A 14,274-nucleotide genomic window follows, 5' to 3' on the forward strand; every position below is an offset into this window, starting at 1 on the left:
GATCACCGGTCGTCGCGGTCCTCGGAGGATCCGGGGGCGGCCCAGCGGGTGGGGGACTGCTCCTCGGGTGTGGCGGGGGTCGCCGGAGGCGCGGGCGGAGCCGGCGGGTACGCTGCAGCCTGCGGGGAGGAGCCGTCCTGCGGGTAGGAGTCGTCCTGCGGGTAGCGGCCGTCCTGGGGGTACCCGTTGTTCTGCGGGTAGCCGTTGTTCTGGGGGTACCCGTTGTTCTGCGGGTAGGAGCCGTTCTGCGGGTATCCGCCGTCCTGCGGGTAGCCCGGCGTGGGGGCGGCGTATCCGTAGGGCGCGGGCGCCGCGTATCCCGCCGGCGGGGCGTAGGACGGGGGCTGCACGCCGTACGCGCCGTATGCCGGCGGGCGGGGGGTCTCGCGGCCGATGTGCGCGCGATACGGGTCCGGCAGGCCGGTGGCTCCGGCATCCCGCTGATCGACGTACGACAGGAGGTCGGCGTCGAGCCCCTCGCGGCGCATCCGGCAGTCGATGTAGATGAGCGCGACGGCGGTCGACTGGACCACGACCGCGACGGCCTGGATGGCGAGGGTGACCACCTGCACCAGCACGCTCGTCGCGAGCACGGCGATGATCGAGGTCGCATCGGGCTCACCGGTGGGCGCGATGATCGTGCCGAGGCCGCTGGAGAGGAAGGAGAACGGGATGCTGATGACCTGGCCGATGGCGCTGAAGACCACGCTGATGATGACGATGATGCCCAGTGCCGGCCAGAAGCGGCCGCGGATCAGGCGCCACGAGCGGCCGATCGCCTGTCCGATGCCGGCATCCTCGAGGATGATCGCCGAGGCTGCCAGCGACAGCTTCGTCGAAAGCCACAGGGACAGCGGGATGAGCCCGATCGCGGACAGGACGATGAGCCCCACCGCGACCGGCAGGGACGCCTGCGCGACGAGGAAGAGCACGCCCACCAGGATCCCCAGCAGGAGGAATACGGCGACACTGACGAGCGCCGTGAACCCGACGAGCCGCCAGGCCACCGGCCGCACCCGCCGCCACAGTGCACGGAGGGGGAGCTTCTCGGCCAGCACCGCCGCGGCGACCTCGCTCACGACGACGCCCTGGACGAGCACGCTCATGGCCCCGGCAGCGAGACCGAGCACGATGCCGGTCGCCGCGGTGAGGGCGACGGAGCCGGCGGTGACCGCCTCGAACTCGTCGGTGCCCCAGCGGAGGGTCTCCAGCCGGGAGAAGGTCAGGAAGCCGACACCGACGACGCCGAGCAGAACGACGAGGTAGCTCACCACCTGCACGGGCAGGGCGAAGCCCAGGAGCACCTTGGGATTGTGGCGCAGGACCGAGAAGGACCTGCCGAGGATCGTGCCGAAGCCCAGCGGGTGGAGGGGGATGATCCCCGGACGGGCCGCCGGTGTCCAGGCCGGGTACGCGCTCACGAGTCCTCCTCCTGCTGTGCCTGCATCCATCGTGTCACAGGCATCCCGCGGCCCAGCCCGCCCACGGCCCCTCTCCAGGAGCGTCCACTAGTGTGTGAGAGCGCACGGGGGATCGAGCGGCACGTCGTGCCGTCCCCATGGAACTCGAAGGACGCACGCACGCATGACTTCACGGATCCTGGTTGTCGACGACGACACAGCCCTGGCCGAGATGATCGGCATCGTGCTGCGCACCGAGGGATTCGACACGGTCTTCTGCGCCGACGGGGCCGCCGCGGTCGACGCATGGCGCACGGAGCGGCCCGACCTCATCCTCCTCGACCTGATGCTGCCCGGCATGGACGGCATCGAGATCTGCACGCGCGTGCGCGCGGAGTCCGGCATCCCGATCATCATGCTCACCGCCCGCACCGATACGGCCGACGTCGTGCGCGGTCTCGAGGTCGGCGCGGACGACTACATCGTCAAGCCCTTCAACCCGAAGGAGCTCGTCGCCCGCATCCGCACGCGCCTCCGGCCCGCCGCCCAGGCCGCCGCCGAGACGCTGCGGATCGGGGACCTCTCCGTCGACGTCGCCGCGCACGAGGTGCGTCGCGGCGATGAGGTCATCGCCCTGACACCGCTCGAGTTCGAGCTCCTCGTCGCCCTCGCCGCGAAGCCCCAGCAGGTGTTCTCCCGCGAGATGCTGCTCGAGCAGGTGTGGGGCTACCACTACAAGGCCGACACGCGACTGGTGAACGTGCACGTGCAGCGCCTCCGCGCGAAGGTCGAGCAGGACCCTGACAACCCCCGCATCGTCACGACGGTGCGCGGCGTGGGCTACCGCGCCGGCGCCGTGGTCTGAGCGCCGTGTCCGGCGCGCGAGGAGCGGGCGCAGCATCCCGCGCGTCGCTCTCGGCGTGGCGCGACTGGCGCTCGTGGCCCGAGAGCCTGAGCTCGCTGTGGCGCCGCTCGCTCCGCTTCCGCACCATCCTGGTCACCCTCGCCCTCACGGCGCTGACGATCCTCGTGGCATGCGTGTGGATGGGCCTGGCCGTGCAGAACGATCTCTTCACCTCGCGCAAGGACCAGGTGCTCACCTACGCCGCGCGCGCGACGGAGGCCGCTCAGCTCACGCTCGACAACGCCGTGGTCGAGGGAGACCCGGTGCAGCTGGAGACGCTGCTGAACACCGTCGCCCGTCAGCTCAGCCAGCAGTCGTCGAGCAATTCGTTCGCGGTGACGCGCATCGCGGACGGACCCTCGCCGGTCGCTCCGCCCGACATCTTCTCGGGCGCCCTGTCGGTCGAGGAGAACGACCTCGTCTCCGACGGTCTGCGCACGGCCGTGCGCGGCAAGGCCGACGCCCAGTGGTGGCAGTCGGTCTCCCTCCCGACGGCCGACGGCACCGCCGTCCCCGGCATCGTCGTCGGTCAACAGCTTCAGGTTCCGGAGGTCGGCGCCTACGAGCTCTACCTCGCGTACGACCTCGGCAGTGCCCCGCAGACCCTCGGCTTCATCCAGGGCACGCTCTGGGTCGTCGGCGTCGCGTTGATCTTCCTCGTCGGGGCGATCTCCTGGTTCGTGCTGCGATCGGTGACGACCCCGATCGGGGAGGCGGCCGACACCAGCGCCAAACTCGCCGCCGGCGAGCTCGGCGTGCGGCTGCCCGTGCGCGGAGAGGACGAGCTGGCCACCCTCGGCCGCTCGTTCAACGCCATGGCCGACAGCATCGAGTCGCAGATCAAGGAGCTCGCCGAGCTCTCGCTCGTGCAGCAGCGCTTCGTCTCGGACGTCTCGCACGAGCTGCGCACGCCGCTGACGACCATCCGCCTGGCCGCCGACATGATCAACGACCGCCGCGACGATTTCGACCCCGCGACCGCCCGTGCGGCCGAACTGCTCAACGCCCAGGTGCAGCGCTTCGAGACCCTGCTGACCGACCTGCTCGAGATCAGCCGCTACGACGCCGGCTCGGTGCAGCTCGAGCTGGAGCCCACGAGCCTCGCGCACCTCGCCGAAGACGTCATCGCCTCGATGAGCACCCTCGCCGAACAGCACGGCAGCGATGTGCGACTCGTCGCCCCCGGTGGATATTCCCCGGTCGACATGGATCCGCGGCGTGTGCGCCGCATCGTGCGCAACCTCCTCGGCAACGCCATCGAGCACGGCGAGGGGCGGCCCATCGTCGTGACCGTCGACAGCAATCAGGCCGCCGTCGCGCTCTCCGTGCGCGACTTCGGCCTCGGCATGACCGCCGTCGACGTCGAGCGCGTGTTCGACCGCTTCTGGCGGGCCGACCCGTCGCGCAAGCGCACGATCGGAGGCACGGGCCTCGGTCTGTCGATCGCCCTCGGCGACGCGAAGCTGCACAACGGCGAGCTGACCGTGTGGTCCGAGCTCGGGCGCGGCACGAACTTCGTGCTGGCCCTGCCGCGCACCGCCGGGCGCGCGCCCGACCCGTCGCCGCTGTCGGCGGACGAGGGCCACGACAGCCCGGCGGCGATCGACGCGCTCGGCCTGACGCAGCCGATCGTGCTGCCGGTCATCGACGCACCCGTCACCGGAGGGCGGAACCGATGAGACTCCGACGGATGCTGGGGGCTGCGGTCGCACTGACGATCGCCCTCGCGCTCGCAGCCTGTTCCGGGCTGCCGATGACGAGCCCGGTGATGCCGGGCCGCGCGCCCGGCACAGCGCAGGAGGTACCCGACTTCGTCCTCCGGCCGGACAGCCCCCAGCGCGGGGCGACGCCCCAGGAGATCGTGGAGGGGTTCATCCGTGCGGGCTCCGGTCCCGCCGGGGGCTGGGCGGTCGCCCGCGAATACCTCACTCCCGGGGCATCCTGGAATCCACTCGCCGCCGTCACCATCGACGAGGGCGAGCGCGTCTACTCGGATGCCGGCCTCGGGGGAGTCACCCTCGCGCTGACGCAGATCGCCGGCGTCGACGCGAGCGGCGCCTACTCGGTGGCCGACCTCGGCTCTGCCCTGCTCGACTTCCGTCTCGAGCAGAGCGACGGGGAGTGGCGCATCAGCCAGGCCCCCGACGGCGTCGTGCTCAACCAGAACGTGTTCGCCAACGTCTACAAGCGCTACCAGCTGATGTTCTTCGACGACTCGTGGTCGACCCTCGTCCCCGATCTGCGCTGGTTCCCGACCACGAACGCGGCGGCCCGCGTGACGGACACCCTCGTCGACGGCCCGAGCCCGTGGCTCGCCGCATCGGTGCGCACCGCCATCCCCGACAACGTGGTGCCGCCGGGCTCCGTGCCCGTCGTCTCGGGAGTGGCGCAGGTCGAGCTCGGTCCCGATGTGGTCTCGCTCGACCAGGACACCCGCGACCGCATGCAGACCCAGCTCGAGACGAGCCTGGCGCTCGCGGGGGTCACGGAGGTGCAGATGACCGTGGCGGGCGCACCCCTCCAGGGCGAGCGCCTCCAGAAGACCGCGACCGGCGTCGACGCGCGCGCGCTCGCGCTCACCGACGCGGGCTTCGGCTTCCTCACGAGCGGCGCGCTCGAGCCCATCGACGGGCTGTCCGACGCCATCACCGGACTGTCGTCCACGCCGCTGGCGATCCAGGTCTCACCGACCCAGGATGCCGCGGCGGTGCGCCTCGACAACGGCGCCGTCGTGCGGGTGCCGGCCGACGGACCCGTCTCCGACGTCGACCAGCGGCCGGGGATGATCGATCCGACGATCGACCGGTATGGCTGGATCTGGACGGTTCCGCGCGACAGCCCGACGTCGATCCTCGCGACCTCGCCCGACGGCGAGCAGGTGAGCATCACCAACGGCTGGGGCGGGGCGACGGCCGTGACCGCGATGGTCGCCTCGCGGGACGGCACCCGGATCGCCGCGCTCGTGGAGAGCGGCGGACGGACGTTCGTGTGGGTCAAGGGCATCATCCGCCAGTCCGACGGCACACCGGCCGCGCTCGGCGTGGAGCTCGAGCTCGCCTCGACGGCCGGCCAGGGCACGGGGCTCACCTGGCTCGACGACGCGACCGTGGGCGCCCTCGTCCTCGGTGCCGACGGACCGGCGACGCTCGAGCAGCCGGTCGGCGGACCGGGCTCGACCGTGGCGGCCCCGATCGGGGTCAGCTCGGTGTCCGGCTCCAACCAGACCACGACGGTCCGCCTCCGCGGCGACGACGGGGCGCTGTACGTGCGTCGCGGCACGAACTGGAACCAGACCGCGTCGGGCGTGCTCGTGCTGGCGACGCAGCAGGGCCCCGGCCGCTGAGTCGGGCCGGCTCCGCGTCGGGCCGCGCCGGTACCCGGAGCCGCTGAGCGGTGCAGCCGCAGCGGTGGCATGAGTCCTCCACAGCGCCCTGACATCCGGAGCCGTCACCGATCCGCTCGCGCGCCGAGTGGACCGGGCGCCGATGACGGGAGGCTGGCCGCATGCGTCTCCCGCCGGTCGTACGCCTCTCGCTCGAGGACGCCCTCGCCCTCCTGCTGCCCGTCGAGTGCGCGGGCTGCGACGAGCCCGACGCGGCGCTGTGCGATGCCTGTCGGTCGGCGCTGGCGCCCGCGCCGACGCTGCAGATCCTCGATGGCGTGCGCGTCTGGAGCGGGCTGCCGTTCGCGGGGGTGCCCGCCCGTGTGCTGCGGGCGCTGAAGGAGGAGGGGCGGACCGGCCTCGCGCCGTCGATCGCACCGGCGCTCGCCGCCGCCGTCCGCGCGCTCGATCGCGATGCAGTGCTGGTGCCGCTGCCCACATCACGCGCCTCGATGCGCCGGCGCGGCTATCGGGTCGTCGACCTCGTCGCTCGCCACGGCGGCCTGCGCGTCACACGCCTGCTGTCGCCCGGGCGCGCCACCGCCGATCAGCGGGGCCTCGGGGTCGACGAGCGGGCGCGCAACGTCGCGGGCAGTCTGCGTGCGCGAGGCGGTGCCGGAGCACGGGTGATCGTCCTCGACGACGTCGTCACCACGGGCGCCACGCTCTCCGAAGCCGTCCGCGCGCTCCGACACGCCGGGGCGGAGATCGTCGGATGCGCCACGATCGCCGCCACCGCGCGCCACAACGGCCGCCGCGCACCCCTAGTGACAGATCCATAGATGACACCCGGTGCCCCCGCGACTACCTTGGGGGGACACAAGGCGACTGACGGTCCGCCCTTGACCCGGCGGACCGGACCAAGGAGGTCATGATGGAAACCAGCATCGTCGGCGTAGGCGTAGGGATCACCGATCGATTCCGCACTGTCGTCGAAGAGAAGGCCGTCCGCATAGAGCACCTCGCGCCACGGGCGCAGACCCTGGAGATCAAGGTCACGCACCGCTCGTATCGCAACAACCGCATCGACGATGAGACCGTCGAGCTCACGTTGACCGGCAAGGGCCCGATCGTCCGGGCGGAGGCCGTCGACGGCGACAAGTTCTGCGCGCTCGACCTCGCCGTCGACAAGATGGCGGAGCAGCTGCGCCGGGCGAAGGACAAGCGCGTCGACGCCCGCAACCACCCGCGCGGAGCCCACTTCGAGAAGGGCACCGGCCTGATCGAGGGTATCGACGTCGAGCCGGCCTCCGCCGAGGCGCTCCACGCCGTCGCAACCGGCTCGGTGCCGGTGGTCACCGCGGTCGAGGAGGAGGCCGACTACACGCCCGTCGTCATCCGCACGAAGAACTTCGACGCCGAATGGATGACGGTCGAGGAGGCGGTTGACCGGATGGAGCTGGTCGGCCACGACTTCTTCCTCTTCATCGACGCCCGCAGCGATCACCCGAGCGTCGTCTACCGCCGCAAGGGCTGGGACTACGGTGTCATCTCGCTGACCGCACTGGCACCGCCGGTCGAGGAGAAGCTCGCGTCCTGAGGCGCGACAGAAAGAGGGAGGGATGCCGCGGCATCCCTCCCTCTTTCTGTTCAGGTCGTCAGTCGAAGAGCCCGCCGAGGAGGCTGCCGATCACGACGCCGCCGAGGATGCCGCCCATCCCGCCACCACCGCCCATGCCGCCCCCCTGCTGACCGCCCCAGCCGCCGGGACCCTGCTGCGGGCGGGAGGAGTCGATGTCGCGCTGAGCGAGCTGCAGGGCCTCGCTGGCGAGCATGCCTGCGCGGCGGGCCATCTGGAGGGCGGGCTCCATCGAGTCCTCGTCGCCGGAGAGGCCTTCCATGTCGAGGCGGACGCGCTCGGCCTCGGCCAGCCGGGTGCGGGCGTCGGCGCCGATCCACCCGCGGTGGCCCGCGATGACGCTGCGGGCGACGGCGATCTGGCGGTCGGCGTCGTCGACGGCGTGCCGGATCTGCTCGACGGTCGGGAGCGGTCGCGCCGCGCGCTCGCGCGCCTTCGCGATCGCCACGTCGAGGCCGGTGTTGGCTTCGCGCAGCTGCGTCAGCTCGTGGAAGGGATCCGCCTTCGCGCTCGCGGGGGACAGAGCCGACAGCGCCTTCTCGAGCGCAGCCGTCGCCTCCTGCACGGCGGGGGTGCGCGGGGCGTCGCGGGCGGCGACGAGGTCTCCGCGGGAATCGGCCACCACGTCTGCGAGTGTCGACTGCGCGCGCAGCGCCTCGACCTCGAAGTCGTCGACCGCGTCGAAGAGGGAGGCGGCGCGGCGCACCGCCTCGGTGGCGGTCTCCAGTGCGATCAGCGCCTGGTCGCGCTGGCCGGCCGCGCGACGGCGCTCGGAGACGGCGGCACCGTGCTCGGCGAAGTCCAGCAGCTGCTCGGCCTCGTCGGCGTTGGCCGCGACGGTGTTCACCGCGTTCTCGCTGTACCGCTCGCGGACGCGGGCGATGACCGCGCGCACGTCGGGAAGGCGCTCGCGCAGACGCTCGGCGTCGGTGCGCACCCCGGCGAGGATCTCGGGCGCACGACGCACGGTGGCGATGCGCGCCTCGAGGGCCTCGGTCTTCTGCTCGAGCAGGTCGTTCGCCCACTCGCAGAGCTGCACGATGCGCGCGTTGCGGGTGATGAGCTCCTCGCGCGTGTCGGGGATCTCGTCGTGGTTCAGCTGGTGCAGGTGGAAGGCCTCCGACATGTGCGTGCGCACCGCGGTCAACGCCTCGCGCAGCTCGGCCGTGGCGGCGACGCCCAGCTCGGCCTCGGCGAAGGACAACTCGTCGGTGGTCAGGCGGATGCGCTCGTCGGCCTCGACGAGCGCGCTCTGCGCGCGACGGTCGAGGTCGGCATCCTGCGCGTCCTGCTGCGCCTGCTCTTCACGTCGTCGTCTGCCCCAGAAACCGGCCATAGCTCGATCCTAGATTCCGCCGCGGCACCGACTCGACCGGTTCGCCCTGAGCGCAGGGCGGTCGCCTCGCGACGACCGCCCCGACGGCTCAGTCGCGGTGACGGGGCTTGCGCGGTGCGCGGTCGTCACGGTCGGAGCGCGCGTCGCGGTCGAAGCCGCCCCTGCTTGCGCCGTCCGTGCGCGAGCGGCCGGGACCGCCGGTGTCGAGGCGGAGCTGGATGAGCTGACCCGAGATGCGCGTGCCCGACAGGCGATCGAGGGTGGCGGCGGGCAGGTCGGCGGGCAGCTCGACGAGCGAGAAGTCGGGCCGGATCTGGATGGCGCCGAAGTCACCGCGGCCGAGGCCGCCCTCATTCGCGAGCGCGCCGACGATCTGGCGCGGCTCGACCCGCTGGCGCTTGCCGACCGCGATGCGGTAGGTCGCCATGGGTCCGCTGTTGCCGCGCGGGCGGCGCTCGGGGCGCTCGCCGCGGGTGTCGCCGTCGGTGCGGCGCGGGCGCTCCTCGCGGGGAGCGGGCTCGGGGTCGGCCTCGAGCAGCAGCGGTGAGTCGCCCTGGGCGACGACGGCCAGGGCGGCCGCGACATCCACCTCGGGCACGTCGTGGTTGCGGACGTAGTGGGCGATGATGTCGCGGAAACGGTCGATGCGGGCGCTCTGCGCCAAAGCGGCGGTGATGCCGTCGTCGAAGCGCGAGAGCCGGGTGACGTTGACCTCGTCCACACTGGGCAGCTTCATCTCGGTGAGCTCCTGGCGCGTGGCGCGCTCGATCGCCTTCACCAGACCGCGCTCGCGCGGGGTGACGAAGCTGATCGCGTCGCCCGAGCGACCGGCGCGGCCGGTGCGGCCCACGCGGTGCACGTACGACTCGGTGTCGGTCGGGATGTCGAAGTTGACGACGTGCGAGATGCGGTCGACGTCGAGGCCGCGGGCCGCGACATCCGTCGCCACCAGGATGTCGAGCTTGCCCGACTTCAGCTGATTGACGGTGCGCTCGCGCTTGTCCTGCGCGACATCGCCGTTGATGGCGGCGGCGGAGTAGCCGCGGGCGCGCAGCTTCTCGGCGATCTCCTCGGTGACGATCTTCGTGCGGCCGAAGATGATCATGCCCTCGAAGTTCTCGACCTCGAGGATGCGGGTGAGCGCGTCCATCTTCTGCTGCCACGCCACGATGAGGTAGCGCTGGGTGGTGCTCGCGGAGGTCGTGGTCTTGGTCTTGACCGTGATCTCCTCCGGGTCGTGCAGGTACTGCTGCGACATCCGGCGGATGGAGGCGGGCATGGTCGCGGAGAAGAGTGCGACCTGCTTGGTGGCGGGGGTGTCGGCGAGGATCGTCTCGACATCCTCCGCGAAGCCCATCTTCAGCATCTCGTCGGCCTCGTCGAGCACGAGGTACTTGAGCTCGGACAGGTCGAGCGTGCCCTTGTCGAGGTGGTCCATGATGCGGCCGGGGGTGCCGACCACGATGTGGACGCCACGGCGGAGCGCCGACAGCTGCACGCCGTAGCCCTGCCCGCCGTAGACGGGGAGCACGTGGACGCCGCGCGTGTGCGACGCGTACTTCTCGAAGGCCTCGCAGACCTGCAGCGCGAGCTCACGCGTGGGGGCGAGCACGAGGGCCTGCGGCGTCTTCTGCGTCAGGTCGAGCCGGTCGAGGATGGGCAGCGCGAACGCGGCCGTCTTGCCCGTGCCGGTCTGGGCGAGACCCACGACGTCGCGGCCGGACAGCAGCGTCGGGATGGTCGCCGCCTGGATCGCGGAGGGCGTCTCGTAGCCGACATCGCGCAGCGACTTGAGCACGGCTTCACCCAGCCCCAGATCTGCGAAGGTCAGGGATGCGGGCTCGGTGGACGTCTCGGCTGCTGCGGGGTACTCGGTTTCAGACACAGTTAAGGGTAGTGGGTGGCGGCTGTGAGACCACAGGATGCCGCGGCATCCTGTCTCAGGCCACCGCGGGTCGGGCGGGCCGACCTCGACGCGGACGGTCGGTCGACAACGCCAGCGAGTGAGCCTGCTCCGGATGCTGCGCCAGTCGCCGCTCGGTGTGGTCGAGCCAGCGCACCTCGGCCTCGGCCGCGAAGATCAACGAGTCCACCACCAGCGACCGGGCGAGCTCCTCGGGGCCGTCCGCGTGCGGATCGGCGGCGGCCTTCAGCGCGCGGAGCTGCGTGACGGACGACCGCCGCTGGATGTCGATGATCCTCGCCACGTCCACCCCGGGGAGGGTGGAGGCGACGGCGAGCTTGACGGCCAGCTCGTCGCGCGTGGCGCCCGCGCGCACCACCGGCGCGGCGAGCCACTCGCGGACGGAGGCGGATCCGGCATCCGTGATCTCCCAGAAGACGTGACCCTGCTCGTCGATCTCGCCCTTCTCCACCAGCCCGTCGCGCTCGAGGCGGTCGAGGGTGTTGTAGATCTGGCCGACGTTCAGCGGCCACGTCGAACCGGTGCGCCGGTCGAACTCCGCCCGCAGCTGATAGCCGTAGCACGGCCCCTGGTCGAGGATGGCGAGCAGGCTCTGGCGGACGGACACGGCCATACCATACCCGGTATGTACATACGCGGTATGGATTCCGGTCACCCGGCGCCCGGCGCCCGGCGCGCGGCGCGCGTCACGTGCGCGGGCGGAGGAGAGACGCATGCCGCGACGGCGGTGCTCCCGAGCACGCCGCCCAGCGCGCTCCAAGGTCACGGCCCGATAACATGAAGGGATGTGTCTGCGGCCCTCCGGGGCCGGGCACGGCGGGCGGTCCGCGAACCGGAGCGCCGCACCCGACAGATGGAGATCGTCCCGTGGCAAATCCGCTCGAGAAACTGCTTCGCGCCGGTGAGGGCAGGATCCTGCGCCGCCTGCAGCAGGTCGTCAGAGCCGTCAACGCGCTCGAAGAGGACTACACCCAGCTCACCGACGAGGAGCTGCGCAGCGAGACCGCCGAGCTGCGCGCCCGCTTCGAGGCCGGCGCGACGCTCGACCAGCTGATGCCGGAGGCCTTCGCCGCCGTGCGCGAGGCTGCCAAGCGCACCCTCGGCCAGCGCCCCTACGACGTGCAGATCATGGGCGGTGCCGCGCTTCACCTGGGAAACATCGCCGAGATGAAGACCGGTGAGGGCAAGACGCTCACCGGCGCCTTCCCCGTCTACCTGAACGCCATCGCCGGCAAGGGCGTGCACGTCATCACGGTCAACGACTTCCTCGCGTCGTACCAGTCCGACCTGATGGGCCGCATCTACCGCGCGCTCGGGATGACCAACGGCACGATCGTGTCGGGTCAGACCCCCGAGGTGCGCCGTGTGCAGTACGAGGCGGACATCACCTACGGCACGAACAACGAGTTCGGCTTCGACTACCTCCGCGACAACATGGCGTGGCGCAAGGAGGACCTCGTGCAGCGCGGTCACTTCTTCGCGATCGTCGACGAGGTCGACTCGATCCTCATCGACGAGGCCCGCACCCCGCTGATCATCTCGGGCCCGTCCTCGGGCGAGGCGAACCGCTGGTTCGTCGAATTCGCGAAGATCGCCAAGACCCTCGATCCCGGCGTCGACTACGAGGTCGACGAGAAGAAGCGCACCATCGGCGTGCTGGAGCCCGGCATCGAGAAGGTCGAGGACTACCTCGGCATCGACAACCTGTACGAGTCCGCGAACACGCCGCTCATCTCGTTCCTCAACAACTCGATCAAGGCGCTCGCCCTGTTCAAGCGCGACACCGACTACGTCGTGATGAACGACGAGGTCATGATCGTCGACGAGCACACCGGCCGCATCCTCGTCGGGCGCCGCTACAACGAGGGCATCCACCAGGCGATCGAGGCGAAGGAGGCCGTGCCGGTCAAGGCCGAGAACCAGACCCTCGCCACCGTCACGCTGCAGAACTACTTCCGCCTCTACGAGAAGCTCGCCGGCATGACCGGTACGGCCGAGACCGAGGCCGCGGAGTTCATGTCGACCTATCAGCTGGGCGTCGTGCCGATCCCGACGAACAAGCCGATGATCCGCAAGGACCAGTCCGACCTCGTCTACAAGAACGAGCAGGCGAAGTTCACCCAGGTCGTCGAGGACATCGCCGCCCGGCACGCGGAGGGCCAGCCCGTGCTCGTGGGCACGGTGAGCGTCGAGAAGAGCGAGCTGCTCTCGCGCATGCTCGCCAAGAAGGGCATCAAGCACGAGGTGCTCAACGCCAAGAACCACGCCCGTGAGGCGGAGATCGTCGCCCGCGCGGGCCGGCTGGGAGCTGTCACCGTCGCGACCAACATGGCCGGTCGCGGCACCGACATCATGCTCGGCGGCAACGCCGAATTCCTCGCCGTGCAGGAGATGAAGGGCAAGGGACTGGATCCGGTCGAGACGCCCGAGGAGTACGAGAGCGAGTGGGATGCCGTCTACCAGGGCACCCGCGACACGGTGGCGGAGGAGGCGACCAAGGTCGTCGAGGCCGGCGGACTGTACGTGCTCGGCACCGAGCGCCACGAGTCGCGTCGCATCGACAACCAGCTGCGCGGACGCTCGGGTCGTCAGGGCGACCCGGGGGAGAGCCGCTTCTACCTGTCGCTGACCGACGACCTCATGCGCCTCTTCCAGTCGGGTGCGGCCGAGGCGATCCTCTCCCGCACGAACTTCCCCGACGACGTCGCCATCGAGTCCAGCATGGTCTCGCGCGCCATCAAGAGCGCGCAGTCGCAGGTCGAGGGCCGCAACGCCGAGATCCGCAAGAACGTCCTCAAGTACGACGACGTGCTCAACCGCCAGCGTGAGGCGATCTACTCCGACCGCCGCCACATCCTGGAGGGCGACGACATCGCCGGCCGGGTGCAGCACTTCATCGAGGACGCGATCAACGCCGTCATCGACGACCACACCGGCTCCGGTCACACCGAGAGCTGGGACTTCGACGCCCTCTGGACCGAGCTCAAGACGCTCTACCCCGTGAGCGTGACGATCGACGAGGTCGTGGCGGAGGCCGGCAACAGGGGCCGCATCACGCCCGCCGTGCTCAAGCGGGAGATCCTCTCCGACGCGAAGATCGCCTACGCGACGCGCGAGGAGACGCTCGGCGAGTCGGCGACGCGCGAGCTCGAGCGTCGCGTCGTGCTCCAGGTGCTCGACCGCCGGTGGCGCGACCACCTCTACGAGATGGACTACCTCAAGGACGGCATCGGCCTGCGCGCCATGGCGCAGCGCGACCCGCTGATCGAGTACCAGCGCGAGGGCTTCACCATGTTCCAGGCCATGATGGGCCAGATCAAGGAGGAGTCGGTCGGCTACCTCTACAACCTCGAGGTCGAGGTGCGCCGCGGCGACGGCGACGCGGACGCCGTCGCCCAGGTCGAGGCGAAGGGTCTGGGTGCCGCGCCCGTCGAGGGCCAGAAGCTCGAGTACTCGGCGCCGAACGACGCCGGCGAGGTCGAGGTGCGCAACGACCGCGGTCAGGTGCAGCAGGCGGCGACCAACCGCGTGCGCAACGCGGCGGCCGCGGCATCCGCTGCCTCCGCTCCGGCAGCACCCGCCGCCGTCGCCGAGGCCCCCCGCGGCGCCTTCGGCCAGCGGACCGACAGCGGTGCTCCGGCCGGCGCGAATCGCGCCGATCGTCGCGCCGCCGACAAGAAGAAGTAGCCGCACCCGCGGCCTTTCCCCGCGCGTCGTCCGATACGCCTGTTCCGGCAGGCGCAGGACGT

The 14,274-nt window shown here is 71.0% G+C and carries 10 protein-coding genes; 6 read left to right on the forward strand and 4 right to left on the reverse strand.

Going from position 1 to position 14,274, the window contains the following annotated elements; genetic code table 11:
• Positions 1 to 2 precede the first annotated feature (2 nt).
• On the reverse strand, positions 3 to 1,421 hold the full coding sequence (locus CVS47_RS03855; RefSeq protein WP_127094907.1) for a DUF7847 domain-containing protein: 1,419 nt from the start codon (positions 1,419 to 1,421) through the stop codon (positions 3 to 5).
• A 163-nt stretch (positions 1,422 to 1,584) separates the two neighbouring features.
• On the opposite strand from CVS47_RS03855, the gene mtrA reads away from it, so the two are divergent.
• From mtrA to hpf, 5 genes are all read left to right on the forward strand, one after another.
• Entirely contained in the window at positions 1,585 to 2,265 is a 681-nt protein-coding gene (gene mtrA / locus CVS47_RS03860) for an MtrAB system response regulator MtrA (protein WP_127094908.1), read from the forward strand.
• Positions 2,266 to 2,270: 5 nt separating this feature from the next.
• Entirely contained in the window at positions 2,271 to 3,983 is a 1,713-nt protein-coding gene (mtrB, locus tag CVS47_RS03865) for an MtrAB system histidine kinase MtrB (RefSeq protein WP_127094909.1), read from the forward strand.
• 11 nt (positions 3,984 to 3,994) lie between these two features.
• A complete protein-coding gene (locus CVS47_RS03870) occupies positions 3,995 to 5,647 on the forward strand; it encodes an LpqB family beta-propeller domain-containing protein (protein WP_164734598.1) in 1,653 nt (550 codons plus the stop codon).
• A 161-nt stretch (positions 5,648 to 5,808) separates the two neighbouring features.
• The gene (locus CVS47_RS03875) at positions 5,809 to 6,468 is read left to right on the forward strand and encodes a ComF family protein (protein ID WP_127094911.1); all 660 of its coding nucleotides are present in this window, start codon (positions 5,809 to 5,811) and stop codon (positions 6,466 to 6,468) included.
• Between the two features lie 92 nt (positions 6,469 to 6,560).
• Positions 6,561 to 7,226 carry a ribosome hibernation-promoting factor, HPF/YfiA family gene (gene hpf / locus CVS47_RS03880; RefSeq protein WP_127094912.1) on the forward strand — a complete coding sequence of 222 codons (666 nt, stop codon included), beginning with the start codon at positions 6,561 to 6,563 and terminating at the stop codon, positions 7,224 to 7,226.
• Positions 7,227 to 7,284: 58 nt separating this feature from the next.
• On the opposite strand, the gene CVS47_RS03885 is transcribed toward hpf, so the two are convergent.
• From CVS47_RS03885 to CVS47_RS03895, 3 genes are all read right to left on the reverse strand, one after another.
• Positions 7,285 to 8,601: a coiled-coil domain-containing protein gene (locus CVS47_RS03885; RefSeq protein WP_127094913.1), complete on the reverse strand. Its 1,317-nt coding sequence runs from the start codon at positions 8,599 to 8,601 to the stop codon at positions 7,285 to 7,287.
• An 88-nt stretch (positions 8,602 to 8,689) separates the two neighbouring features.
• Positions 8,690 to 10,486 carry a DEAD/DEAH box helicase gene (locus tag CVS47_RS03890; protein WP_127094914.1) on the reverse strand — a complete coding sequence of 599 codons (1,797 nt, stop codon included), beginning with the start codon at positions 10,484 to 10,486 and terminating at the stop codon, positions 8,690 to 8,692.
• 55 nt (positions 10,487 to 10,541) lie between these two features.
• Positions 10,542 to 11,132, reverse strand: coding sequence for a PadR family transcriptional regulator (locus CVS47_RS03895; RefSeq protein WP_127094915.1), 591 nt, complete (start codon positions 11,130 to 11,132; stop codon positions 10,542 to 10,544).
• Positions 11,133 to 11,392: 260 nt separating this feature from the next.
• On the opposite strand from CVS47_RS03895, the gene secA reads away from it, so the two are divergent.
• Entirely contained in the window at positions 11,393 to 14,212 is a 2,820-nt protein-coding gene (gene secA, locus CVS47_RS03900) for a preprotein translocase subunit SecA (protein WP_127094916.1), read from the forward strand.
• Positions 14,213 to 14,274 lie beyond the last annotated feature (62 nt).

The organism is Microbacterium lemovicicum (genome assembly GCF_003991875.1).
In the GTDB taxonomy this organism is placed as follows: Bacteria; Actinomycetota; Actinomycetes; order Actinomycetales; family Microbacteriaceae; genus Microbacterium; species Microbacterium lemovicicum.